This is a genomic window from Aurantimonas sp. A3-2-R12 (genome assembly GCF_036016755.1).
In the GTDB taxonomy this organism is placed as follows: domain Bacteria; phylum Pseudomonadota; class Alphaproteobacteria; order Rhizobiales; family Rhizobiaceae; genus Aurantimonas; species Aurantimonas coralicida_A.
This window is the reverse complement of record NZ_JAYXIH010000035.1, coordinates 1-23446: the sequence shown is the minus strand read 5'-3', so window position 1 is coordinate 23446 and position 23446 is coordinate 1. Positions and strand designations below refer to the sequence as shown.

Genomic DNA, 23446 nt, shown 5'->3' with positions numbered 1-23446 from the left:
CTCAGCGGCCCAAACCGTAAGTGCACGGCTCGCCTGAACAAGCGCGGCGCCAACTTCACGCGGCTATATTTCAAACAACGTGACAGCGCCGCCGGGACGCAGATCTCCATCCGTCAAGACGGACCACTTCCAGGAGCCCCGGTGGATTCCAGCGCGTTGCGCCGGACCTCGCGCGAGATGGTCGACGCCGCGCGGCCGAGCGCCTTGGCGATCACCCGAAGCGACAGGCCATCGGCCCTGAGATCCGCGAGCCGATCACGCTCCTCGACCGTGAGGTGGCTGTATCCTGACATGGCAACACCGTTCTCCGTTTCGAGACAGACGGATACATCATCCGCCTGCGGTGTTGCGCTTCACGATGGAACTCACTCCCACTTCCGCCTCCTGTTCAAAAGCGCCACTGGTCCGGCGCTTCTGTGCATCATGCGCCGTCGAAATCTGCCTATGCCATTGGCCATCATGATGAGCCACCGCTCCGGGAGGGAGAGACAGTGACAGCCAGTGCTCCAGTTCAGGCTCCGAAGAACGCGACTTACTTCAAGGAACCGACCCTCGTGACCCGCCGCGACGCGGTGCGGTTTCTCTGGGGCGACGAGGATTCGCATTTCGTCGCCGACCTCGTCTATGGCCGCGGCGACCGGCTGGCGGCACTGGTCTACAAGCTCGCCCCCGGCGAATCGTTCGGCTCGTCGAAGACCTGGCGGCCGCTCTACGACCAGGATCGCTACTACTACGTGGCTCAGGGCGAGCTGACGATCCAGGACCCCGAATCCGGCGACGTCGCCGTCGCCCGCGCCGGCGAGGCGGTCTACTGGCGCGGGATGCGCTACCACTACGGCTACAATTTCGGCACCGAGGAGGTGTTCGTGCTCGACTGGTACGCCCCGCAGGAGCGGGCGGCCAACGTGCCGGAGATCGAGACCTCGGTGAAGAAGCGCGCCATGACCGGGCGGCAGGAGGGACGGACCGACCTGCTCGGCAGGTGGCCGACCGACGCGCTGAAGGACCTGCATGACCGCTACGAGCAGGGCCGCATGGTCAGGCTTGGCGAGGACACCGCCCTGCACTTCATCCTCGGCGAGCAGGACCCGGTGCTGATGAACCTCTACGCCTCGACCGAGGCGCTGACGGCCGGCACCTTCGCGCTCAGGCCCTCGATCATGGCCGAGGCCGAGCAGCACCCCGGCGACGAAGTGCTGTTCGCGCTCGAGGGCTGCGTGCACGTCTACCTGCCGGAAACCTACGACTGGTACGAGCTTCACCCGCTCGACTGCCTGTTCCTGCCGGGCGGCACGCCGCACCGCTACTGCAACAACGGCGCAGTGCCGGCCAAGGCGGCATTCTGCGTCGCCCCCGACTACCGCTGACCGGCCGGCCGCGGCGGCAGATTGACCGCCCGGCCGCGCTTCCCTAGAATGCCCTCCGCCGCGCTGGCGGCGGCACGGGCGGATCGGCGACGGGACCATCGGCGATGGCGGAATGTGACGGCGGCCTGCCTGGCAACACCGGCTTCCTGCTGCTCCCGGGCTTTTCGATGCTGGCGCTGTTCGGCGCGATCGAGCCGCTGCGCCTGACCAACATCCTGCTCGGCCACCGCCACCACCGCTGGCGGATCTACACGCCCGACGGCGCGCCCGCCCGGGCGAGCTGCGGCATGACGATCCCCGCCGATGCGGCCGCGGCGGCCGTGCCGCCCAAGGACGACCCGGCCTGCCTGATAGTGGTCTCGGGCTTCGACCCGTGGCCGCAGCCCGACCGGCGCCTGAAGAGTTGGCTGCGGCGGCTCGACCGCCGCGGCGCCATGCTGGGCGCGGTCGATACCGGGGCGTTCCTGCTGGCTTCGGCCGATCTGCTCGCCGGGGTCCGCACGGCGGTGCACTGGGAGAGCGCCGACGCCTTGCTCGAGATGTTCCCCGAGCTGACGCTGTCCGAGAACCTCTACGAGATCGAGAAGCGGCGCCTGCTCTGCGCCGGTGGCGCCGCCGTGCTCGACATGATGATCGCGCTGCTGCAGCGGACCCACGGCGCGGCGCTGGCGGCGGGCGTTGCCGACCGCCTGATGCATGCCGGCGGGCTGAACCGCGCGCATCGGGTGTTCTCGGCGGCGGCCGAGCCGGCGCCGGTCAGCGATACCGACGTGATCCGGGCGATCGAGGCGATGGAGGCACGGGTCGAAACGGTGGTGAGCATCGTCGAGATCGCCCGGTCGGCGAACGTCTCGAAGCGCACGCTCGAGCGGAAGTTCCGGCAGGTGCTCGACCGGACGCCCAGCCAGGTCTACCTGCACTGCCGGCTCGCGCAGGCCCAGGGCCTCCTGCGCAACACCGACATGAAGATCCGCGAGGTCGCCCTGGCCTCCGGCTTTTCCTCGATGTCGTATTTCTGCCGGACCTACAAGCGCCGGTTCCGCCGGCAGCCCGGCAGCGACCGCCGGCTCGACTACTCGCTGGTCGAAACCGCCGGTACGCTCGGTCCCGGCCCGGCCCTCCTCGGTCCGGGCGCGCCGCGTTGAACTCGAAAGTCATCGGCGTGGCGCATTTGAGCAAGCGCGGTGGGGCGCAGGTGAGATACTCGGGAGAATACAAGGAGCCGGGCGGCGTCCCGCCCGCCGAATCAACGCCCCGGCGCCAGACAGGGCCGGAGGGAGGAACCACACCGATGATGCACCAGACACTCTCCGTTGCCGCCTTCGCCGCCGTGCTGTCGGCGGCCGCCCTCTCGGCGTCTCCGTCGCCGGCGCAGAGCGTGCCCGAATCCGCCGATCCGATCGTGCTCAGCAAGCTCGACTGGACCGGCCAGTTCGTCACCACCGAGGTCGCCGCCGAGATCTTGCGGCGCATGGGCTACAACGTCGAGATCCTGCAAACGACCCAGGTGCCGATGATCGAGGCGATGAAGGAAGGCCAGATCACCGCGTCGCTCGAGAACTGGTACCAGGCCTTGGCGCCGCAATACCAGGCGGCGACCGAGGCCGGCGAGATCGTCAAGTTCGGCCCCACCGGCCTCGAGGGCTCGGAGGGCTGGTACTACCCGGCCTATGTCGAGGCGAAGTGCCAGGGCCTGCCCGACTGGCACGCGCTGAAGGACTGCGCCGACATCTTCGCGACGCCCGAGACCGCGCCGAAGGGCCGGCTGCTCGACTACCCGGCCGAGTGGAACCCCGACGCGCAGAACTGGATCGACGCGCTCGGGCTCGACGTGGTGGCGCTGCCCTCCGGCGGCGAGGGCTCGACCGCGGCCGAGCTCCGCTCGGCCACGCTGCGCGAGGAGCCGATCCTGCTGCAGTGGTGGGAGCCGACCTGGGTGGCCACCGAGTTCGACCTCAAGCGGGTCATGCTGGACGAGGGCGCCGAGGGCTGCACCGCGGCCGAGCAGGCGGGTATCGAGACCCGCAAGTCGTTCGACTGCACCGGCGGCACGATCGAGATCGCCAAGCTCGCCTGGCCGGGGCTGGAGGAGAAGTGGCCCGCCGCCTATCGTTTCCTCGAAGCCTATCAGATGACCAACACGATGCAGGGACCGATGGCCATGGCGATCGAGACCGAGGACCGCAAGCCGGAGGACGTGGCGAAGGAATGGGTGGACCAGAACGAGGCCGTCTGGAAGACCTGGGTCGACGCCGCGACGCAGAAGTGACCCCCCGGGGCGCCCCGCTGCACAGCCGGCGGGGGCGCCCCGCCCCGGTCGCCGCGGCGACCCTTGCTGCCCCCATCCCACCGATGAGCCCGATGCCGAGCGAGCCGCGCATCAGCTGCCGCCATATCTGGAAGGTGTTCTGCGCCGACGCCGCCGAGCAGCTGCGCGCATCGTGTCAGGCGGCGCCCGGGAGCACAGCCGCGGTGGCCGAGGCGCTGCGGCAACGCGGCTGCGTGCCCGCCGTCTGCGATGTCAGCTTCGACGTCCGGCCCGGCGAGATCTTCGTCATCATGGGCCTCTCCGGGTCGGGCAAGTCCACCGTCGTGCGCTGCCTGTCGCGGCTGATCGAGCCGACCGCGGGCGAGGTGCTGGTCGACGGCCAGAATATCGTGGACCTCTCCGAGGCCGAGCTGATCGAGCTGCGCCGGCACCGCATGGGCATGGTGTTCCAGAACTTCGGCCTGATGCCGCACATGACGGTGCTGGAGAACGTCGCCTACCCGCTGCGCGTCCAGGGGGTCGGCCGGGCCGAGCGGCTGGCGAGGGCGCGCGAGACCATCGAGCTGGTCAGCCTGGCGGGGCGCGAGCACAGCTACCCGCGCGAGCTGTCGGGCGGCATGCAGCAGCGGGTCGGGATCGCCCGCAGCCTGGCGGTCAAGCCGGACGTGTGGTTCCTCGACGAGCCGTTCAGCGCGCTCGACCCGCTGATCCGGCGGCAGATGCAGGACGAGTTCCTGCGGCTGCAGTCGATGCTGCAGAAGTCGATCGTGTTCATCACCCATGACTTCCTCGAGGCGCTGAGGCTGGCCGACCGGATCGCCATCATGCGCGGCGGCGAGGTCGTGCAGATCGGTACCGCGGCGGAACTGGTGCTCAGCCCGGCCGACGACTACGTCGCCGACTTCACCCGCGAGGTGCCGCGCGAGAAGATCGTGACCGCGCGCGACATCCTGGAGCCTGCCGCCGGGCCGGTCGACGCCGAGGACGGCGTGCCCGCTGGCGAGACCCTCGACGGGCTGCTGCAGCGCTTCTGCGGCCGCCGCGAGCCGCTGCCGATCGTCGACGAGGCGGGCCGGGTGCTCGGCCGGGTGACGCTCGACCGCGCGCTCGGGGCGCTGCGCAGGATGGGCTGATGGCGAGCATGGCGCAAGACGTCCTGCCCGACCTGCGCCGCCGCCCGAACCGGCTGCCATTGCTGCGGCTGGCGCTGGTGGCCGGGGCGTCGACGGCGATCCTCGCCGCCGGGCAGACCGGGCGGCTCGCCGCGGCGCCGGCCGAGGCGGTGGTGCCGCTGGCCGACTGGCTGAGCGCGTTCCTGACCTGGTTCTCCGACACTTTCCAGGCGCTGTTCCGGGCGCTGTCATTGCTGCTCGCCTGGCCGATTGAGCAGATCCGGGCGATGCTGCAATGGCTGCCCTGGCCGACGCTGGTGCTGACCGCCGCGGCGATCGGCCAGATGGCGGGCGGGCGGAGGCTGGCGGCCTTCTGCGCGCTCACCTTCCTCTACATCATCGCCATCGGGCTCTGGGAGCCGACGGCGGTCACACTGGCGCTGATCGCAGTGGCGGTGCCGCTGTCGGCGCTGCTCGCGCTCCTGCTCGGCATCGCCGCGTTCCTCTGGCCGCCGATCTGGCGGCTGCTGCAGCCGCTGCTCGACCTGATGCAGACGATCCCGACGCTCGCCTACCTGCTGCCGATCCTGGCGCTGTTCGGGATCGGGCCGATGATCGCGGTGGTGGCGAGCGCGATCTACGCGATTCCGCCGATGGTGCGCGCCGTGGTGCACGGGCTGCAGCGGATCCCGCCGGAGATCGTGGAATCGGGGCTGATGTCGGGCTCGAACCGTCGCCAACTGCTGGCCTGGGTGCTGGTGCCCTCGGCGATGCCGACAATCCTGCTCGGGCTCAACCAGACGATCATGGCCGGGCTCAGCATGGTGGTGATCGCCTCGATGGTGGGCGGCGTCAGCGATATCGGCATCGAGGTCTACCAGGCGATGAAGCAGGCGAAGTTCGGGCGCAGCATCCTGGCCGGGCTGGTGATCGCGCTGCTGGCGATGACCATGGACCGGGTCAGCCGCGGCTTCGCCGGGCGGAGCGGCGACGGAGAGCCGGTGGCCCTGGCCACCCGCGGCGCGGCGCTCGTGCTGCTCGCCGCCGCCGGCGCCAGCCTCGCCGCCGCCTGGGCGGTGCCGGCGCTGCGGACCTACCCCGAGGCTTGGGTGCTGCGCCCGGCGCCGCTGCTCGACGCGGCGCTGGACTGGTTCACCGTGGTCTCGTTTCCGGTCACCTCGGCGCTGAAGACCTACACCGCCTATTTCGTGCTGCTGCCGCTGAAGATCGGGCTGCCGCAGGCGGTACGCCCCAATGTCTGGGGCTTCGAGATGAGCGCCGCCGTCACCTATGGCTATGTCGCCGTCCTCGCCGCCTGCAGTCTCGGGCTCCTGCTGGCGCGGCACTGGGCGCCGGCGCTGGGGCTCGGGGTGCTTGGCATCTACTATTACTTCGGCACGACGGGCACGCCCTGGCTGTTCACGATCGCCCTGCTGACCGCCGCGGGCTGCTGGGTCGGCGGCTGGCGAGTCGGCCTGGTGGCGCTGCTCGGCATGCTCTTCATCCTGCTGACGGGCAGCTGGGATCGGGCGATGGTCTCGCTGGAGCTGACGGCCGTCGGTGTCGCCGTCTCGGTGCTGGCGGGGACGGCAATCGGCGTCTGGGCGGCGCTGAACGATCGCGTCTCGGCGGTGGTGCGGCCGATCTGCGACACCCTGCAGACGATGCCGATCTTCGTCTTTCTGATCCCCGCGGTGATGGTGTTTCTCGTCGGCGAGTTCACCGCGCTGGTGGCCATCGTGCTCTACGCCATCGTCCCGCCGATCCGCTATGGCGAGCTCGGCATCCGCGGTGTTCCGCCCGAGCTGACCGAGGCAGCCCGGATGATGGGAGTGACGCGCCTGCAGATGCTCTGGCAGGTGCAGTTGCCGGTGGCGCTGCCGGAGATCGCGCTTGGTGTGAACCAGACCGTGATGATGGCGCTGACGATGGTCGTGATCGCCTCGCTGGTGGGCGCCCCGGGCCTGGGCCAGGACGTGCTGATCGCCCTCAGCCGCGGCGACGCCGGCCGCGGCCTAGTCGCCGGCCTCAGCATCGCCGCGCTGGCGATCGTGTTCGACCGCATCGTCCAGGCCTGGAGTGCCGAGCGAAAACGCGCGCTGGGACTTCAATGATCGAGGCTGACGTGATCGGCGTTTGCCCACTCAGCGCAATGAATGAGGTATTGTCACGTTGTCCGGACGCAGGCGCAGCGGAGGCGTCGATGCCGGAGATCAGGCGGCGCAAGTCGCAAGGTGCCATGCGTCGATCGCATCACCGCGAAACTGACGCATCGTGCGGCGGGAAATCAGGTGACGCTGGATGTTGAAGGTGGAGACCTCGAAAAACCTCCTCATTCGTCTCGTTTTATGATTCCATCGTCCTGACCGAGATCGGGAGGATGTCATGCGGGGACAGCCGGGGTTCTGGGACGTCGACGAGCGATATGTCCGGCTGAGCGTGGCCGGCGATCCGCTGGAGAAGCTGAACGCGATCGTGCCGTGGGAGGTGTTCCGCAAGCCGTTATCGAAAGCGTTGAAGCGCTCGGACGGGGCGAAGGGCGGCAGACCGCCCTACGACGCCGTGCTGATGTTCAAGGTCTTGGTTTTGCAGGCGCTTTACAACCTCTCGGACGACCAGGCCGAATTCCAGATCCAGGACCGGTTGTTTTTCATGCGCTTCCTCGGTCTCGGGATCGCTGAGAAGGTGCCGGACGCCCCCTTCGGCAGGCTCAGGATGAGAGACGATCTGGCTGTTCCGCGAGCATCTGGCCGAGGCCGGCGCGATCGGGAACCTGTTCGCCCGTTTCGACAAGCACTTGGACAAGGCCGGCTACCTGGCGATGGGCGGCCAGATCGTGGACGCGACCATTGTCGCGGCGCCGAAACAGCGCAACACCGAGGACGAGAAGACCGCGATCAAGGCTGGCGAGGTTCCGGAGGCCTGGAAGAACAAGCCCGCCAAGCTTCGCCAGAAGGATCGCGACGCCCCCTGGACGGTGAAGTTCTCCAAGGCCAAGCCGGCGGCGCCGGGAAAGCCGCAGCACATCGACATTGCGGTGCCGAGCTTCGGTTACAAGGACCACGTCTCGATCGACAGGCGCTTTGGCTTCATCCGCGGGTGGTCGGCGACGAGCGCGTCAGCCTACGACGGCGCCCAACTCTCCAACGTCGTCAACCGATCGAACACCGGCTCGACGGTCTGGGCCGACACCGCCTATCGGTCGGCCAAGAACGAGGAATGGCTGGAGAAGAACGGTTATATCTCCGACATTCACTGCAAGAAGCCGAAGGGGCGGCCGATGAGCAAGCAGACATCGCGTGCCAATGGCCGGCGCTCGGCGATCCGTTCGAAGGTCGAGCACGTCTTTGCCCGCCAGAAGGGACCGATGCGGCTCTTTATCCGCACCATCGGCATCGTGCGCGCCGAGGTGAAGATCGGCATGGCAAACCTTGCCTATAATCTCACGCGACTCGTCTGGCATCAGGGGCGAGGTGCGCCTGCATGACGGCGAAATCGCCGTCGAGGACGTCACCCCGCGTCACGTGAAACTAAAAATCACCAACATCGTCGGCTTGCACCATGGTCAGCGCCGACCCCCACCCTGAAAAGCGCAATCTCGTCGGTAATTCGAGGTGCCCAGGTGTTGTAGATGGCGGCGTGAGTGGAGAGGAATTGTTGGGCCGACCGCGGCGACTTGAAGCGCTGCATCCGTCGCTCCCGTTGCCGCACCGGCAGATGCGAGTTCTCCGCGCGGTTGTTCAATCGGCCGCCCGTCACATGGCGCCTGTTCGCCCCGAGTTGCCGCAGGGCGGCACCATAGGAGGGCAGCTTGTCGGTGATCCAGTGCTCCGGCGCAGCGCCATGCTTCTTCAGTAATTTCCGCATCAGCCTGAGCGCCGAACGCTTGTCCCGCCTGGCCTGGACCAGAATGTCGAGCACCTCATCCTCGTCATCGACGGCCCGCCACAGATACATGGGCTTGCCACCGATCGAGACCAACACCTCGTCGAGGTGCCAGCGTCTGCTCGGCCGCTGCCGCGGCCGGCGCAGCTTGCGTGCGTACAGCATCCCGAACTTCAGCGCCCAGCGCCTGACGGTTTCGTAGGAGACCTCGACACCGCGTTCGGCGAGCAGGTCCTCGACATTGCGGTAGCTGGTCACCCGCATTAACCTCGGAGGCCTCTCACGCCATCCGCCGTCGGCGTGAACATTTCGGAATCGGATCGCGAACAGACCGGAATCAAATGCGTCTCCGAAGCAGGTAAAAAATTCAGACGAGAGGTTATTGCGGGTGTCCAGCTCAGCGGGAAGCGGAAATACAGCCAGACGGCGTGCTGGATGATCTCGGGCGGGAAACGATGGCGGCTATAGCTGATGCTCGACATCCCCCTATCCTACTCCGCTTTCGCTTCGGATCCAGTTAACGTGTCAACGCCTCCGCGACACCGAAAACTCCCGTGCGAATTCCGGGCGATCGTCTTGATCCCCCGGCCTTGGTCGTGAAACGCACGCCGTATCTGGCCTATTAAATCCACGCTGATCATTCCTGAGAACGGCGGTGACAAATTAGGTCACGAAGCGGCGGTGATTGGCACGGCCGCGCCGGAGCAAAACCCGGCCAGTGGTTAGGGTCGATACCCAATCATGGTGTTGAAGCTCGGGCGCAAATCAGATTCCGGAACATCCTGGTGAAGGGCTTCGTCGACGAGGTGGTGATCCTGTGCGCCGGTGAGGAGATCGCCCGGCATCGCCGCGTCTAAGAGAGAAGCCGACGGTCCGCATTCTGACGCGCCAGCCGCGCCGCTTCTCCAAGATTTCCGACCAACTGGCTCATGCTGTCGACCTGGTCTTTGTCCGCAATGTTCGGGAACGCGCTCACTTCATAAAGAAAGCGGTCGAGCCAAGGCGCATCCGTAGGGATGAGGACCTTGCGGTCGTCGATCATGAGGATGGCCCGCCCGAAGCGCTCGATCTTCGATGCGCTTGGCCGCGTGCCGGATGAGCCCTCCCGCTCCATCGGCTCGTCAGTGGCCGTCGAGGCGGTGATATGGCGATAACCCTCGCGCAACAGCTCCTGATATAAACCAAGGCCCGCACCGCGCTCGTCGAGAATGATCAAGGCCGGCTTATCGAGTTTGTCCTGCACCTTAATCGCGGCCCGCACCTCCGGGAGCTCGGCCCGGATTGTGACGACATCGATCAGATAAACAACCTCGCCCCGGTCCTCATCCCGCACGAGCCCCCACTTCGTGCAGACGCTCGCATTGCCGCTGATCGTCGCGCCGATATCCCAGGAATGGATCGTCAGCTCGAACGCGGGAGTCTCGGTCGGATTGTAGCGGGCGAAGCGCTCGATGGAGAGCATGCCCGACCCTCCGGGTGTCGGATGTTGCTGATACTGTGCGTTCCACACGTGAGGCGGTAGGCTTGTCTTCAGCCGCCCCGCATCGGCCCGGGGCAAGCGGACCGGGTTCAGCACCTCGCCGGGGGTCCGGCACATGATGAGTTTGCCATTGTGCCGGAAGCTCTCCTCCTTCACCGCGATCATCGGCAGCTTCAGCACAAAGTCGGCTTCTGGCTCCATCGTCGCCGAGAGATCGTCGGGCGCGAGGCGGTGCATGACCAGGATAAGTGCGCCCCGCCTGGGATCGTTGAAGCGCGTTATCACGGAGCCTTGCACCCAGGAGCGGACCCGCTCCTTCGCGCGCTCCGAAGCCGCCGCGTCCGGCTGCATGGGATCGTCGATAATGATTTCGTCGGCGCCGAATCCGGTGATGTCGCTGCCGACCGAAGTAGCGTAGCGATAGCCGCCCTTCGTCGTGCGAATATAGTCGACCGCCTTCTTGTCGAGAACTGTACCCGGAAAGATCCGGCGATAGCGCTTCGACATCATCACGGTGCGGGTGAGGCCAGAATGATCGTGCGCGAGATCGTCGCCATAGGAGACCGTGATGAACTTTGCGCCGGGATCGCGACCGAGCCGCCATGCGACGTAGAGGACCGAAACGATCAACGACTTCATGTGCCGTGGCGGCAGATTGATGACCACGCGGCGATACCTGCCCTGCTGAACCCTCATCATCAGCAGGGTCATCAGGCCGAGATACTCGGCATAGACCAGCTTTTGACCCGGATGCAGGATCCCGAACGTCAGTTCCACAAAGCACCAGAAGTCCGCGCGTGCCAGGAGACACAGTTGATCTGGCGTCGGCCGCGGCATATCGCCGACGCCAGCGGTGGCTATATGATGGTCGGGGTATTGCTTATCAGGCATGCTGGCGCTCGATCACACTAGTTTCGCAAGTGATCAAAGCGTGACAGCATGCGCTTTAGCTCTTCATCATCCGGCATCCATCCTAGGCCGGTCTCGGCCTCATCGGGATCGTCAGTCTGGCTTGCTCGTTCCGCCAGCTCACTTTGCTGAAGCAGCAGCCGGGCGGCTAAAAGATTGCCCTCGAGCGCGAGCGCAAAGAGCTTGCGGACGAGTGCCTCCTGCTTTGGGATACGGACGATCTCGTCTCCGACCTTCATCTTGACGAGGCGCTGTGCCTCGCGCGCGATCACCTCCTGAAACGTCGGCTTACCCTTTGGTCGCCCGTTCGGGTTACCGGATTGGCCGGGCTTAAACTGGTGAGCCTTGGGTGGCCTACGATACCCAACGGCGGTGCTGCCGCCTGAGGAGTGCTTCGGGCTCTTCGCCATCACGCGCCTCCCTTGATGTCGTTCTCATTCTGGTTCTCGGCCTCAGCCTCGGCCTCGCGTCGCCGGGCTACCTCTTCGAACGTCTCGCCGCTTTCGACCAGCACGGCTGCCTCGCCGGTCTGGGATTCCCAGCGTTTGATCGCGACATCGCAGTAGCGTCCGTCGATCTCGATCGCCAGACATACCCGTCCGGTGCTCTCAGCCGCCAGGATGGTGCTGCCTGATCCGACAAAAGGATCGAGCACCGTCTCGCCCCGATTCGTCACGTCGAGCAGCGCATCTTCGAGAAGTGCCTTGGGCTTAACGGTCGGATGGTCCGCCGATGCCTCGCGCGCATCCGATCCGAGGCTGGAGCCTCCAGCGTATGTCCACAGGTTCGAGCGCCAACGGCCATGGTGGCCGAGCGCCACATTGTTGATGTGAGAACCTTTGCCCTTCTTGAAGACAGGCAGCATCTCATGCTGCGATCGCCAGAGACTACCCATGCCGCCGTTCGATTTGGCCCAGACGACGACGTTCAGGAGGTTAAGATCGAGCTCACGGCCACAGGCCAGTACGAGCTCTACACTTCGCCAATCGATGAAGGTGGCCAGGAGCCCACCATTGCCGAGACGGGCCACCACATGCCTCATCCAGGCGACGTTGAAGTCGGCGAACTCATCCCGCGACAGTTCGCCATGCGCCATGGCGAACTCGCGATGGTGTGCCTGGCTGGTGACATGGCCCTTGTTCGGCACGTTATAGGGCACATCGGTCAGCACCAGGCGCACGTGCTCTGTCGGCTCCAGCAGCCTCTCGTAAGATCTTGCTTCGAGGGCGTCGCCTTGCAGGAGCAGGTGATCGCCAAGTGCCCAGAGATCATCAGAGCGCGAGACAGCAAGAGTGGGCAGTTCGGGGAGCGCCTCCTCATCACTTGCTTCACCCTCATCGTCGAGCAGCAGCGCGTCGATCTCCGCCGCGTCGAAACCGGTGACGAGCACGTCCTCGCCGAGGTCCATGAGTTCAACAACCTCGAGCTTCAGGGCGTCTTCATCCCAGTTCCCCGTCTCGCCCAGGCGGTTAAGCGCGATTGAGAGGGCACGACGCTCGGCCGGATCGAGGTGAGTGATCTCGATGACCGGCATCTCGGTCAGCCCGGCCCGGCGCGCGGCTTCCCACCTGCCGTGGCCGTGTACGATCCGACGATCCTCGTCGACCAGGATCGCCTCACACAGTCCAAACCGTCGAAAGCTCGCATCCAAACGGGCAGCCTGCGCCACCTCCGCCCGCCGCACCCGGCGAGAGGCGGGCTTCACGCTTTCGATCGGAACATACTCGATCTGCAAGGAGGGCTGGAGATCATTGCGCGGTGGTGGCACGACATCCCGCAAGGCGGTCAAGGTGCGCTGGGTCTCACGGCGAATGCGTGATTTCTCCTGAAGCTCAGGAAATATTCCCGTGGCGGGCGTTATCTGACCGCGGCGCGATGAAGAGTGTTTTGGCATGACCGGCTGTCTCCGATGATAAAGGACGGGCGCGTCCATCGTCGGAGAAGCGATCGCCAAGCGAGGGCAGTGTCTTCAGCGCTCCAGCCGCCTCGACGCTACGCAGCATGCGTGCTGCGTAGCGTCGAGGCATCGAAAGCGCCGCCGACTTCTGCCCTCCATGGCTTCCGGCTCGCCTGGACGACCTCAGCCCGAAAGCGGAAGCGTCCGATTGCCAAGGTGCAATGCGCTCGCTGAGTTTGCAAGGGGCTGGCGGCAGGATGGTCCAGTTGTAAGACCGGGGGCTCTGATCGCGAAATTCTGCCCGGATGCGCGCCGAAACCGGGGCACTTGACAGGTGGGATCGGGAGACCATCCAACCCGAATCAGCTGCGCTGATTACCGTCGATACCGCCGCAATGATACTCAGCTTACACATCTGCTTCGCTGTAATTCCCTGTTCCAAGCGAGATGGTATCGCCTGACCAAGACAGAAATTAGTAGCGGATGCAGGGACTTGGCTCACTTACAGAGCGGAAAAATCCACTCTCCGACCCGGGCTTTCGCTGTTAAAGTCGCTGTTTGCAGGGAAAACGACGCGAGGCCTGAGACGGGTTCGCGCAAGACTGCCAGCACAGCCACGTCTGCTCATTTCTTGATGACGATGCGGGCAGGCCGACCAGCACCGTGCAGGCCGACCAGCGCGAGGACTGCCGGGATCTCCAGCTGGAAGACGGCGGTGGCCTGGGTTCTGGTTTCCGCCAGCTGCGGCAAAAAGCCGGGCCGCGCGGCTCCCGCCGATCTCTCAATGCGCCGGCGCGTCCTTCTTGCCGCTGACGGCATTCCAGAGCGGCGCGACGACCGCCCCGACGAGCGGGATAAGCGCCGCGCCGACGATGAGGCCGACGACTCCCGCGCCGGCCGCCGCCACCAGCCAATGGACGAAGCCGCCGAACTCGCCGATCGCATGGACGGCTGCCTCGGCGCCGACCTCGATCGTGTGGCCGATGGTGGTGAAGCCGTATTCCTCGAGGCCGTGGACGATGATGCCGCCGCCGACCCAGATCATCGCTGCGGTGCCGACGACAGCCAGCACCTTCAGGAAGACCGGCATGCCGATAACGAGGCCGCGGCCGATTCCCCGGATCGCCGAGCCAACGACGGACGGAGTGTCGCTCTTGGCCATGGCGAGGCCGACGTCGTCGGCCTTCACGATCAGCGCGACGCCGCCATAGACGACCGCGGTGATGCCGACCGCGACGATCGCCAAAACCGCCGCCTGCATGGCGAGGCCACCCTGCGGAAGCCCGGCAAGGGTGATCGCCATGATCTCGGCCGAGAGGATGAAATCGGTCTTGACGGCGCTTGCGACCTTCTGATTCTCCAGCGCTTTCGGATCGGTCTTGGCGCCGGTAAGCTTGGCCTCATGTGCATGGGCCTTGTGCGGAAACAGCGCCTCGTAGACCTTCTCGGCGCCCTCGTAGGAGAGATAGAGCCCACCGAGCATCAACAGCGGGGTGATCGCCCAGGGCGCGAAATAGCCGAGCAACAGCGCGCCCGGCAACAGGAAGACGAGCTTGTTCTTGAGCGATCCAAGGGTGATCCGCCAGATGATTGGCAGCTCGCGTTCGGGCTTGAAGCCGGTGACGTAGCGCGGCGTCACCGCGGCGTCGTCGATGACGACGCCGGCGGCCTTGGTGCCCGCCTTGGCGGCCTGCGCGGCGACGTCGTCGAGAGAGGCGGCCGCCACCTTGGCGAGGCCCGCGATGTCGTCGAGAAGCGCGATCAGTCCGATGCTCACGATCCGGTCCTTTGGTTCAGCCCAGCGTCAATCCGCCATTCGAAACGTTATAGGTCGCGCGTGCCGTTTAGCGAACGCCGCTTAGGCGAACCGCCGGGCGGCATCGACGGCCAGCCCGAGCCCGACGCTGCCGAATTCGTCCGCCTGGGCGATGGCCGCGCCGGGAAAGCGCCGGGTGGCGACGGCGCGCACCGCCGGCACCAGCGCGCCGCCGCCGGTGAGAATCACGGTCTGGATCGATCCGGCCGCGACCTGGGCGCTTGCGAGGGCCGCATCGATCGCGCCGGCAATGCGGCCGTTGAGCTCGGCCGTCGCCGCATCGAAGGTAGCACGGGTCACCGGCAGGTCGAGCGCCAGCCCCGGCTCGTGTAGCGTGACGGCTGCCTGGGTATCCTCGGTCAGGGCGATCTTTGCCGCCTCCACCGCGCCAGCGAGGCGATGGCCCGAACGGTGGGCGAGGAGATGGGCATAGCGGGCGAGCTTGTCCGGCTCGGCCGCCTCGCGCTCCAGGCTACGGATGTCGCGGCTGTTCTTGGCCGTGTAGAGCGTGTTGATCCGGTGCCAGGTGGCCATGTCGTTGAAATACCAGACCGGCATCGCCCGCTTGCCGTCGGCGGTGGTCGAGCCGAGGCCGAAATGCGGCATCACCGCCGCGATGTTGAGGAGGCGGTCGAAATCCGTGCCGCCGACATGGACGCCGGTGGTGGCCAGAATGTCGGAGCGGCGGTCGACCTGGTTCGCGGCCGCACCGGCGGTGCGCGGCGCCAGGCGCAGGAGCGAGAAATCCGACGTGCCGCCGCCGATATCGACGACGAGGGCGAGTTGCTCGGACGTGACCGTCCGTTCGTAATGAAGCGCGGCCGCGACCGGCTCGTACTGGAACTCGATATGACGAAACCCTTGCGCGCGGGCGGCTGTCTCCAATTGACCTTGGGCGGCGCGATCGGCCGCGTCGTCCTCGTCGACGAAGCGCACCGGGCGGCCGAGCACGATCGAATCGAGGGCGGCGCCGGCGACGGCCGGATCGGCGCCGACGGCCTCTTCCAGCCGCTCGCGCAGATGCTTGAGGAACCGGCCGATCAGTTCCTCGAAGCTCATGCGCCTGCGGCCGATGGGCGTCGTCTCGGCCATCAGCGAGGTGCCGAGGATCGACTTCAGCGCCCGCATGAAGCGCCCTTCGGCGCCGTCGCGATATTCGAACACCGCGGCGCGGCCGACATAGGTCTCGCCGTCCTCGAGACTGAAGAACAGCGCGGAGGGAATGGTCAGATGGGTGTCCTCCAGCGGCACCAGCCGCGGCGCCGCGCCGGGGGCGGCGAGCGCCAGGGTGGAATTGGTGGTGCCGAAATCGAGGCCGGGAAACAACGTCGTCATGCAAAGGCTCTGGAAACAGGCGGAACGCGCCGGGCGGGCGAGGACGTCCGGAGATGGAAAGGGACGGGGAGAATGTGGAGCCGCGGTGCTTAGCCGAAGCGGCGGGCAAGATGAAGGCATCACCGCGCGTTTCCGCGCCCGTTCCATCGACTCGCCCAGGATGGGCCAGCGGGCAGAGGATTATGCGCGAGGTTACGAGGGGGGTGAGAGATTTTTTGGGCGGCGCGGTTTCTTGGGAGCGCGCTGCCCTTGAAACCTCGTCATCCCGGCCTTGAGCCGGGACCCATGCCGCGACTTTTATCCATCCTGTCCGGCGACGGATTGGGGGCTCGGATGATTTGGAATGGGTCCCGGCTCAAGGCCGGGATGACGACTTTGGATGAAGGCCGTTCCCTCTCGTCCAGAGGGGCGCGCTCCGTTCGTCTCGGTGCAGGCAGTGGCACGCATCCACACGCTGCGCGCGGGGATGCGGAAGCTCAGCTGTCCATCTTCAGCGCGGCGATGAAGGCTTCCTGCGGGATGTCGACCTTGCCGAACTGGCGCATGCGCTTCTTGCCCTCTTTCTGCTTGTCAAGCAGCTTGCGCTTTCTGGTGGCGTCGCCGCCGTAGCATTTGGCGGTGACGTCCTTCCGGAGCGCCGAGATGGTCTCGCGGGCGATCACCTTGCCGCCGATCGCCGCCTGGATCGGGATCTTGAAGAGGTGGTTGGGGATCAGTTCCTTCAGCTTCTCGCACATGGCCCGGCCACGGCGCTCGGCCTGATTGCGGTGGACCAGCATCGACAGGGCGTCGACCGGCTCGGCATTGACCAATATACCCATCTTGACGAGGTCGCCCTCGCGGTAGTCGGTCATCTGGTAGTCGAAACTGGCGTATCCCTTGGAGATCGATTTCAGCCGATCGTAGAAGTCGAACACCACCTCGTTCAGCGGCAGCTCGTAGACCACCAGCGCGCGCTTGCCGACATAGGAGAGATCGATCTGGACGCCGCGCCGCTCCTGGCAGAGCGTCAATATGTTGCCGAGATACTCGTCCGGGGTGAGGATCGTCGCCTTGATCCAGGGCTCGTCGATCCGCTCGATCTTCATGATGTCCGGCATATCGGCCGGATTGTGCAGCTGGATGGTCGTGCCGTCGGTCAGCTTGATGTCGTAGACGACGCTCGGGGCCGTCGCGATGAGGTCGAGGTCGAACTCGCGGGACAGCCGCTCCTGGACGATTTCCAGATGGAGCAGGCCGAGGAAGCCGCAGCGAAAGCCGAAACCAAGCGCGGCCGAGGATTCCATCTCGAAGGAGAAACTGGCGTCGTTGAGCCGCAGCCTGCCCATGGCGGCTCTGAGATCATCGAAATCGGCGGCATCGACCGGGAACAGGCCGCAGAAGACCACCGGCTGGGCCGGCTTGAAGCCGGGCAGCATCGTCGTGGTGCGGCGCTTGTCCTCGGTGATGGTATCGCCGACGCGGGTGTCGGCGACTTCCTTGATCGAGGCGGTGATGAAGCCGAGCTCGCCGGGGCCGAGTGCGTCGACCTGAACCATCTTGGGGGTAAAGACGCCGACCCGGTCGACCGGGTATTTGGCGTCGGTGCCCATCATGCGGATCACCTGGCCCTTCTTCAACTCGCCGTCGATGACGCGCACGAGCACGACGACGCCGAGATAGGAATCGTACCAGCTGTCGACCAGCATCGCCTTCAGCGGCGCGGCGCGGTCGCCCTCCTTCGGCGGGGGCAGGCGGTGGACGATCGCCTCCAGCACATCCTCGATGCCGAGGCCGGATTTCGCGGAAATCATCACGGCTTCCGAGGCGTCGAGGCCGATCACCTCCTCGATCTGCTCCTTGACCTTGTCGGGCTCGGCGGCGGGCAGGTCGATCTTGTTGAGGACCGGCACGATCTCGAGATCGTTGTCGAGGGCCAGATAGACGTTGGCGAGCGTCTGCGCCTCGACCCCCTGCGCCGCGTCGACGACGAGCAGCGCGCCCTCGCAGGCCGACAGCGAGCGCGAGACCTCATAGGCGAAATCGACATGTCCGGGCGTGTCGATGAGGTTGAGGACGTAGGTCTCGCCGTTCTTCGCCGTATAGTGCAGGCGCACGGTCTGGGCCTTGATGGTGATGCCGCGCTCGCGCTCGATGTCCATCGAATCGAGCACCTGCTCCTTCATGTCGCGCAGCTCCAGCCCGCCGGTCGACTGGATCAGGCGGTCGGCAAGCGTCGACTTCCCGTGGTCGATATGGGCGACGATCGAGAAGTTGCGGATGTGGTCGAGGGGCGTGTTCGCGGGCATGGTGCTCATGGGCGGCGATATAGAGACTTGTAACGGTTCTTGGAAGCACCGTTTCGCGCCGCGGCGACAATGGGGCCGGGCGGCGGCGGAACCCGGCGGGCGGCGGGCGCGTCTTTGTTGGTATGGGACGCGAGATCGAACGCAAATTCCGGGTGACCGGCGAGGACTGGCGCGGCCAGGTCAGCGAGACGCATCGTCTCGAGCAGTTCTATCTGTTCGTGCGCGAGGATGCCTCGGTGCGGGTGCGAATCCGGGATGGGGCGAGCGCGCGGCTGACGATCAAGACCGGCAGCGGCATGGATCGCGGCGAGTTCGAATATGACTTTCCGCTCGTCGACGCCGAGGCGCTGCGGGCGAGCCGGGTGGGGATCGTGGTCGAAAAGACCCGCCACATCGTGCCGCTCGGCGCATTCCGGGTCGAGATCGACGTCTTTGACGGCGCGCTGGCCGGGCTGGTGATGGCCGAGATCGAGCTTCAGGACACCAGCGACGCGCCCACGCTGCCGGCATATCTCGGCCGCGAGGTGACGGGCGACGCGCGCTTCACCAATGCCCGACTTGCCATCGACGGCCGGCCGGACGACGCTTGAGCGTGGGCGACGGTGCGAAGGGGAACAGTGGATGGCGTTCAGGATCGATCCGGGACAGGCGCTCGACGCGGAGTTTCGCCGGATCGCCGGCGAACAGCTCCGCAAGGCCGAGCGCGAGTTGGGCGAGGCGGGCGGCGACCGGCACGCGGCCGTCCACAGCGCCCGCAAGCGGCTGAAGAAGCTGCGCGGCCTGTTGCGCCTCGTGCGCGACGCGGATGCGGATTTCTACGCCGAGGAAAATCCCCGGTTCCGCGATACCGCGCGGGAGCTGTCGGCGGTGCGCGATACGGCGGCACAGATCGAGGCACTGGACGCCCTGGAGGAGCGCTTTGCCGGGGAGGTCGAGACCAAGGCCTTCGCGACGATCCACGCCCGGCTGATCGAGCGGCGCGACGCCGCGGCGGCTAGCGAGGCTGAAATGGGGGCCGCGGTCGAGATGGCGTTGAGCAGTCTCGGCGAGGCGCGGCGGCGCCTTGACGGCTTTGTCGTCCGGCGGCCCGACGGGAACGGTGCGGCGCTGGCCGCCAAGGGGTTCGGGCGGACCTATGCGCGTGCGCGACAGGCCCTCAAACAGGCCGAAAAGCGTCGGGACGCCGAATCCCTGCACGAATTGCGTAAGCGGGTGAAATATCACTGGATGCATCTGCGGCTGCTCGCTCCGGTCTGGCCCGAGGCATTCGCGCCGTTGCAGGAAGCCGCCAAGACGATCGCCGACGATCTCGGCCTCGACCATGATTACGCCGTCTTCCGGGCGGAGGCGGCCGAGACGCCCACAGACTTCGGGTCGTCCTCCGAACTTTCGGTGGTGCTGGCGCTGATGGACCGGCGCCAGAGCGAATTGCGGCAATCGGGGCTCGATGCCGCGCGCCGCCTTCTGGCGGAAGAAGCGGAGGCGGCCGGCCGGAGGATACGGCGTCTCGTCAAGGCGGCAGCGACGGTCGCGGGCCGTGATCCGGATGCCCCGGCCGAAGCCCCGGAGGCCGGCCGGCGGCGTGTCGCCGCCAGCTGAGATTTCCAACACGCTCTGGCCCCTCGCTTGTCGGCAAACCATCCGAAGGCAGTATTTGCTTTCGGCGACGCGCGCGGCACAACTGTTCGGCCCAATGGAGGTCTGCCATGACCGACGCCTTCATCTGCGACTACATCAGCAGCCCGTTCGGGTGCTTTGCCGGGGCGCTGGCGTCGGTGCGGGCCGACGATCTCGGCGCGGTGCCGATGCGAGTTGCTGGGGCCGCAGGGCCCGGCCCGCACTGATTCCCTCATCATCGGCCTCGTCCTGTTCGCGCCGAACACGACCTACCCCCAGCACAGCCATCATGAAATTGAAGAGAGCTATGTGTCCGTCTCGAGTGCCCGGTCGGAGAACGACGTGGCCGTCTATGCGCCCGGATCATCGATCCGGAATCGATCCGGCCACGAACACAGAATGACCGTTGGCGGTCTCGACCCGTGTCTGTTGGCTTATGCTTGGCTCGGGCCGGCGGAACGACTGGCCGCGCCGGAAATGCGCTTTTCCAAGTCGGTCCGTAAGGGCTATGCGCCGTCCGGGACACGCACCGATCGAAACGCCCCCTTTGTCTTATGAGAAGCCTTGATCCGCGAGGGTTTTCGAGATCCGGCGCCGGAGCGGGCCATCCGCGAACGGAAACGAACTGAAGAAATGGGTCTGCGAGATGTCGTCGCGGCGGGCGCGCGCATCCGCGGCCCACAGCGCCGCGCGGCGCTCGTCGCCGTTCAAGGCATGGGCAACGATGGCGATCATGGCGATCAGTACGTGGGCGCCCGGCGACCGCGCCGCCCGGTCTGCCCAGTCCACGGCCTCGGCGGTATCGCCACGGATCAGGCAGGCGAAGGCCCGCGTCCCCAGCATGGCATAGCGAAACGGATCGAGCGGGCTGAGTGACAAAGCGATCCGGGCATTCTCCGTGCCTTTCATGTCGCGTTCGCAAATCGTGTCCGCCCAGGCGCGGGCATAGAAGCCTTGCGCGTAATTCGGACTGAGCCCGGTGGACCGGTCCAACCAGGACAGGCTGCCATCGATATCGCCGGTGAGCCAAAAGGCCCGCCCCATGGTGAAATTGGCGAAGGGGTCGATCGGGTCGAGTTCGACGCTGCGCTCGGCGAATTTGCGCGCCGTCGCGACGGCCCTCGGCGGGTCGTCCGTGTAGCGCAGGAAGGCGTTCTGGAACGCGGTCGAGGACAGGCCGGCATGGGCGCGCGCGAAGCGGGGCTCCTTGGCGATCGCACTTTCGAACAGGCCCGCGGCGACCGCGTTGTCCTTCTTGTTGAACCGATAAAGATGCTGAAGCCCGAGGTGATAAGTGGACCACGCGTCCAGATTTTCCGGTGCCCCCAATCGGGCGAGATTGGCCTCGTTGAGCGGAATCTGAATTTCGAGGGCGGCGATGATGTTCGCGACGATCTGGGAGCGGATCTCGTGAATGTCGTCGAGCCTGGCGGCGAAGCGGTCGCCCCAGACGACGCCGCCAGTGCGTGTATCGGCGAGCTCGACCACGACGGTGGTGGCGTTCCCGAATATCTCGACGATACCCGACAGGCAGTAACGGACATTGAGAATCTCGCCGATTTCGCCGACGTCGGGATCGGGTGAGCGGAAGCGGAACGAGGACCCGCGCGCAATGACGAACAGCCAGCGCAGCCGCGACAGGGCGGCAATCAGGTCGTGGGGCAGGGCATCGGCGATGGCGCCATGCGATCCGGCGACCCCGAGCAACCGGAAGGGCAGGACGGCGATCGACGGGCGGGCGTCGTCCGCGATCTTGATCGGCCATTCGTTCCGGCAAGGTGAGGCGGGTAGCCGCGAGCCTTGCGACGCGACGGTCTTGACCTCCGCGATGAAACGTAGACCCTGACCATGCACGGTGCGGATAAAGCACTGCGTCCTGCCATCGTCGCCAAGCGCGCGGCGGGCGGATTTAATGCGGCTGGTGATGGCAGAGTCGGACACGATGCGTCCGTCCCATATCTTTTCGACGATCTCGTCCTTGGAAATCATGCGCTCGCGATTTTCGACGAGCAGCACAAGCAGGGCGAAGACTTGTGGCTCGACCGGCACGACCGTGCCGTTGTGTCGCAACTCGACCTGGCTGGCGTCCAGTTCGAAGGGTTCGAAAACATAAAGCATCGTCCAACCGCCGTAGAGCGCATGCTCCGCTGGCGAGCCTAGCATATCTCCACGAATTCTCCCCGATCTCTCCCTCTGGCCTCCCAGCATCACGCAAGGGAATGGGCTACGCCATTATTGCCGGCCCGGACATGCTGGGCGACCGGCAGATTCAAACCAAGGGAGCAAGATCATGCCACTCGTCGACATTCAGCTGATCGAAGGCGTCTTCTCGGCGGCGCAGAAGAAGGAAATGATCGAGAAGGTCACCGACACCATGGTCAAGATCGAAGGCGAGGCCATGCGCGGCGTCACCTGGGTGCGGGTCCAGGAACTCGCCAGCGGCGAATGGGGCATCGGCGGCAAGGCGCTGACCACCGAGGACGTCAAGGCCCTGCAAGCCTGATTGCCCGCGACCCTCGCATCAAGGACTTCCCGCGTCGCCGCGTTCGGTCGCGGCCCGCGGCGAGATTTTTCGCACAGCCCGCCAACCGGCCCGGCGCCGATCGCCGAAAGGGTCGACCGCGCCGTCCGCGGTGCTCGACTCGATCAATGCCCAGGAGGACCCCGCCATGTTTTCGATCTCGTCATTCCGTTCCAATGAAGCCACCCGGTTCCGAGCCACCGCGTGGGGAGTCGGTGCCGCAGTGCTCTTGGCGGTCGCATTCGTGCCGGTCGGCGCGGCTGCTCAAAGCGACGAAGAAATGATCGTGGATGCGCTGCGCGCTGCGCCTCCGGGCATTTCGGAGACCGCCACCGTTTCGGATCTGGCGGGGAAGGTCCTGCGCAAGGGCAGTGGCGGTTACACGTGCTTTCCGGCCCCCACCGGCATCGCCGGGCCCATGTGCATGGACGCCGAATGGCTGACTTGGATGGACGCCTGGATGAACCAGAAGCCGTTCACCGCCAAATCGGTCGGTGTTGCCTATATGATGGCAGGCGACAGCCCGGAAGGCGGTGCGAGCAACATCGACCCGGCTGCGGCCACTCCCACCTCGCAGAACGAGTGGGTCGTCGAGGGGCCGCATATCATGGTGATATCGCCGGATCCGGCCGATCTCGAGGGATTGCCGGTCACCATGGAGACCGACGGCCCCTACGTGATGTGGTCCGGAACCCCATACGCCCACGTCATGATCCCTGTGGGAGCACGGCCGGATCAGCGAAAAGTCGCGCAAAAATAGCGCGGTTCATATTGGGAACGTAGCCTGGGTCGTGTGTCGGCCCGAAAATCCCTTCCCCTCGGCACGAAAAAAGGGCGGCCTGGTTTGACCGGACCGCCCTGATTGGCATGGGAATGTTGTGCTGTTTCAGCCGCGTTCGCGGCCTTGTCAGAACTCTTCCCAGGTATCGGTTTCGTTGGCGGCGACCGGC

General features: G+C 66.0%; 19 protein-coding genes and 4 pseudogenes. 12 read left to right on the top strand and 11 right to left on the bottom strand.

Annotated elements, in window-relative coordinates:
- Nucleotides 1-113: 113 nt before the first annotated feature.
- On the bottom strand, nt 114-293 hold the full coding sequence (locus tag VSX60_RS16570) for a helix-turn-helix domain-containing protein (RefSeq protein ID WP_327625369.1): 180 nt from the start codon (nt 291-293) through the stop codon (nt 114-116).
- A gap of 198 nt (nt 294-491) precedes the next feature.
- Here VSX60_RS16570 and VSX60_RS16565 point away from each other — a divergent pair, with 198 nt between their 5' ends.
- The 5 genes from VSX60_RS16565 to VSX60_RS16545 all read left to right on the top strand — a co-directional run bounded on the left by VSX60_RS16565 (nt 492) and on the right by VSX60_RS16545 (nt 6862).
- Nucleotides 492-1367, top strand: a complete 876-nt coding sequence (locus VSX60_RS16565) for a cupin domain-containing protein (protein ID WP_327625368.1) — start codon at nt 492-494, stop codon at nt 1365-1367.
- A gap of 104 nt (nt 1368-1471) precedes the next feature.
- On the top strand, nt 1472-2512 hold the full coding sequence (locus tag VSX60_RS16560; RefSeq protein ID WP_327625367.1) for a GlxA family transcriptional regulator: 1041 nt from the start codon (nt 1472-1474) through the stop codon (nt 2510-2512).
- 146 nt (nt 2513-2658) lie between these two features.
- The gene (locus tag VSX60_RS16555) at nt 2659-3636 is read left to right on the top strand and encodes an ABC transporter substrate-binding protein (protein ID WP_327625366.1); all 978 of its coding nucleotides are present in this window, start codon (nt 2659-2661) and stop codon (nt 3634-3636) included.
- Nucleotides 3637-3728: 92 nt separating this feature from the next.
- Nucleotides 3729-4769, top strand: a complete 1041-nt coding sequence (locus VSX60_RS16550; protein WP_327625365.1) for a quaternary amine ABC transporter ATP-binding protein — start codon at nt 3729-3731, stop codon at nt 4767-4769.
- Nucleotides 4769-6862, top strand: a complete 2094-nt coding sequence (locus VSX60_RS16545) for an ABC transporter permease (RefSeq protein ID WP_327625364.1) — start codon at nt 4769-4771, stop codon at nt 6860-6862. The genes VSX60_RS16550 and VSX60_RS16545 overlap by 1 nt, the downstream gene beginning before the upstream one ends.
- Nucleotides 6863-6961: 99 nt before the next feature.
- Here VSX60_RS16545 and VSX60_RS16540 read toward each other — a convergent pair whose 3' ends face one another.
- Nucleotides 6962-7084, bottom strand: coding sequence for a hypothetical protein (locus VSX60_RS16540; protein ID WP_327625363.1), 123 nt, complete (start codon nt 7082-7084; stop codon nt 6962-6964).
- Nucleotides 7085-7133: 49 nt separating this feature from the next.
- Here VSX60_RS16540 and VSX60_RS16535 point away from each other — a divergent pair.
- Nucleotides 7134-8235, top strand: a pseudogene (locus tag VSX60_RS16535) (IS5 family transposase).
- Nucleotides 8236-8366: 131 nt separating this feature from the next.
- On the opposite strand, the pseudogene VSX60_RS16530 reads toward VSX60_RS16535, so the two are convergent.
- From VSX60_RS16530 to lepA, 8 genes and pseudogenes are all read right to left on the bottom strand, one after another.
- A pseudogene (locus tag VSX60_RS16530) lies at nt 8367-8885 on the bottom strand (IS6 family transposase); the annotation flags it as partial.
- A 146-nt stretch (nt 8886-9031) separates the two neighbouring features.
- Nucleotides 9032-9115: pseudogene (locus tag VSX60_RS16525) on the bottom strand (IS6 family transposase); the annotation flags it as partial.
- A 371-nt stretch (nt 9116-9486) separates the two neighbouring features.
- On the bottom strand, nt 9487-11004 hold the full coding sequence (locus VSX60_RS16520; protein WP_327625362.1) for a hypothetical protein: 1518 nt from the start codon (nt 11002-11004) through the stop codon (nt 9487-9489).
- A 17-nt stretch (nt 11005-11021) separates the two neighbouring features.
- Nucleotides 11022-11432 carry a DUF5681 domain-containing protein gene (locus tag VSX60_RS16515; RefSeq protein ID WP_327625361.1) on the bottom strand — a complete coding sequence of 137 codons (411 nt, stop codon included), beginning with the start codon at nt 11430-11432 and terminating at the stop codon, nt 11022-11024.
- Nucleotides 11432-12976 (bottom strand): site-specific DNA-methyltransferase, encoded by a 1545-nt coding sequence (locus VSX60_RS16510; protein WP_327625360.1) that lies wholly within the window; start codon nt 12974-12976, stop codon nt 11432-11434. Before VSX60_RS16510 ends, VSX60_RS16515 begins: the two co-directional genes overlap by 1 nt.
- A gap of 724 nt (nt 12977-13700) precedes the next feature.
- The gene (locus VSX60_RS16505) at nt 13701-14696 is read right to left on the bottom strand and encodes a DUF808 domain-containing protein (protein ID WP_327625359.1); all 996 of its coding nucleotides are present in this window, start codon (nt 14694-14696) and stop codon (nt 13701-13703) included.
- 81 nt (nt 14697-14777) lie between these two features.
- Nucleotides 14778-16070, bottom strand: a complete 1293-nt coding sequence (locus VSX60_RS16500) for an Hsp70 family protein (protein WP_327625358.1) — start codon at nt 16068-16070, stop codon at nt 14778-14780.
- Nucleotides 16071-16546: 476 nt separating this feature from the next.
- Nucleotides 16547-18367 (bottom strand): translation elongation factor 4, encoded by a 1821-nt coding sequence (lepA, locus tag VSX60_RS16495; protein WP_442872980.1) that lies wholly within the window; start codon nt 18365-18367, stop codon nt 16547-16549.
- A 113-nt stretch (nt 18368-18480) separates the two neighbouring features.
- Between lepA and VSX60_RS16490 the strand changes: the two genes are divergently transcribed.
- The 4 genes and pseudogenes from VSX60_RS16490 to VSX60_RS16480 all read left to right on the top strand — a co-directional run bounded on the left by VSX60_RS16490 (nt 18481) and on the right by VSX60_RS16480 (nt 20533).
- Nucleotides 18481-18948: a CYTH domain-containing protein gene (locus VSX60_RS16490; RefSeq protein ID WP_327625356.1), complete on the top strand. Its 468-nt coding sequence runs from the start codon at nt 18481-18483 to the stop codon at nt 18946-18948.
- A 31-nt stretch (nt 18949-18979) separates the two neighbouring features.
- Nucleotides 18980-19957: a CHAD domain-containing protein gene (locus tag VSX60_RS16485; protein ID WP_327625355.1), complete on the top strand. Its 978-nt coding sequence runs from the start codon at nt 18980-18982 to the stop codon at nt 19955-19957.
- Nucleotides 19958-20064: 107 nt separating this feature from the next.
- Nucleotides 20065-20190 (top strand): annotated as a pseudogene (locus VSX60_RS22605) (3-oxoadipyl-CoA thiolase); the annotation flags it as partial.
- A complete protein-coding gene (locus tag VSX60_RS16480) occupies nt 20171-20533 on the top strand; it encodes a dimethylsulfonioproprionate lyase family protein (protein WP_442873116.1) in 363 nt (120 codons plus the stop codon). The pseudogene VSX60_RS22605 and the gene VSX60_RS16480, both read left to right, overlap by 20 nt.
- Here the strand turns inward: VSX60_RS16480 and VSX60_RS16475 are convergent.
- Complete coding sequence (locus VSX60_RS16475) at nt 20528-22093, bottom strand: winged helix-turn-helix domain-containing tetratricopeptide repeat protein (protein ID WP_327625354.1); 1566 nt, start codon at nt 22091-22093, stop codon at nt 20528-20530. The genes VSX60_RS16480 and VSX60_RS16475 overlap by 6 nt on opposite strands.
- Before the next feature lie 172 nt (nt 22094-22265).
- Here VSX60_RS16475 and VSX60_RS16470 point away from each other — a divergent pair, with 172 nt between their 5' ends.
- Both VSX60_RS16470 and VSX60_RS16465 read left to right on the top strand, forming a co-directional pair.
- Nucleotides 22266-22478, top strand: a complete 213-nt coding sequence (locus VSX60_RS16470) for a tautomerase family protein (protein WP_327625353.1) — start codon at nt 22266-22268, stop codon at nt 22476-22478.
- Nucleotides 22479-22644: 166 nt separating this feature from the next.
- The gene (locus VSX60_RS16465; RefSeq protein ID WP_327625352.1) at nt 22645-23256 is read left to right on the top strand and encodes a hypothetical protein; all 612 of its coding nucleotides are present in this window, start codon (nt 22645-22647) and stop codon (nt 23254-23256) included.
- Nucleotides 23257-23446 lie beyond the last annotated feature (190 nt).

Coding starts and splice junctions, on each gene's coding strand:
- VSX60_RS16570 (WP_327625369.1), bottom strand. CDS start 293: ATGTCAGGATACAGCCACCTCACGGTCGAGGAGCGTGATCGGCTCGCG.
- VSX60_RS16560 (WP_327625367.1), top strand. CDS start 1,472: ATGGCGGAATGTGACGGCGGCCTGCCTGGCAACACCGGCTTCCTGCTG.
- VSX60_RS16555 (WP_327625366.1), top strand. CDS start 2,659: ATGATGCACCAGACACTCTCCGTTGCCGCCTTCGCCGCCGTGCTGTCG.
- VSX60_RS16550 (WP_327625365.1), top strand. CDS start 3,729: ATGCCGAGCGAGCCGCGCATCAGCTGCCGCCATATCTGGAAGGTGTTC.
- VSX60_RS16545 (WP_327625364.1), top strand. CDS start 4,769: ATGGCGAGCATGGCGCAAGACGTCCTGCCCGACCTGCGCCGCCGCCCG.
- VSX60_RS16540 (WP_327625363.1), bottom strand. CDS start 7,084: ATGAGGAGGTTTTTCGAGGTCTCCACCTTCAACATCCAGCGTCACCTG.
- VSX60_RS16520 (WP_327625362.1), bottom strand. CDS start 11,004: ATGCCTGATAAGCAATACCCCGACCATCATATAGCCACCGCTGGCGTC.
- VSX60_RS16515 (WP_327625361.1), bottom strand. CDS start 11,432: ATGGCGAAGAGCCCGAAGCACTCCTCAGGCGGCAGCACCGCCGTTGGG.
- VSX60_RS16500 (WP_327625358.1), bottom strand. CDS start 16,070: ATGACGACGTTGTTTCCCGGCCTCGATTTCGGCACCACCAATTCCACC.
- lepA (WP_442872980.1), bottom strand. CDS start 18,367: ATGAGCACCATGCCCGCGAACACGCCCCTCGACCACATCCGCAACTTC.
- VSX60_RS16490 (WP_327625356.1), top strand. CDS start 18,481: ATGGGACGCGAGATCGAACGCAAATTCCGGGTGACCGGCGAGGACTGG.
- VSX60_RS16485 (WP_327625355.1), top strand. CDS start 18,980: ATGGCGTTCAGGATCGATCCGGGACAGGCGCTCGACGCGGAGTTTCGC.
- VSX60_RS16475 (WP_327625354.1), bottom strand. CDS start 22,093: ATGCTTTATGTTTTCGAACCCTTCGAACTGGACGCCAGCCAGGTCGAG.
- VSX60_RS16470 (WP_327625353.1), top strand. CDS start 22,266: ATGCCACTCGTCGACATTCAGCTGATCGAAGGCGTCTTCTCGGCGGCG.
- VSX60_RS16465 (WP_327625352.1), top strand. CDS start 22,645: ATGTTTTCGATCTCGTCATTCCGTTCCAATGAAGCCACCCGGTTCCGA.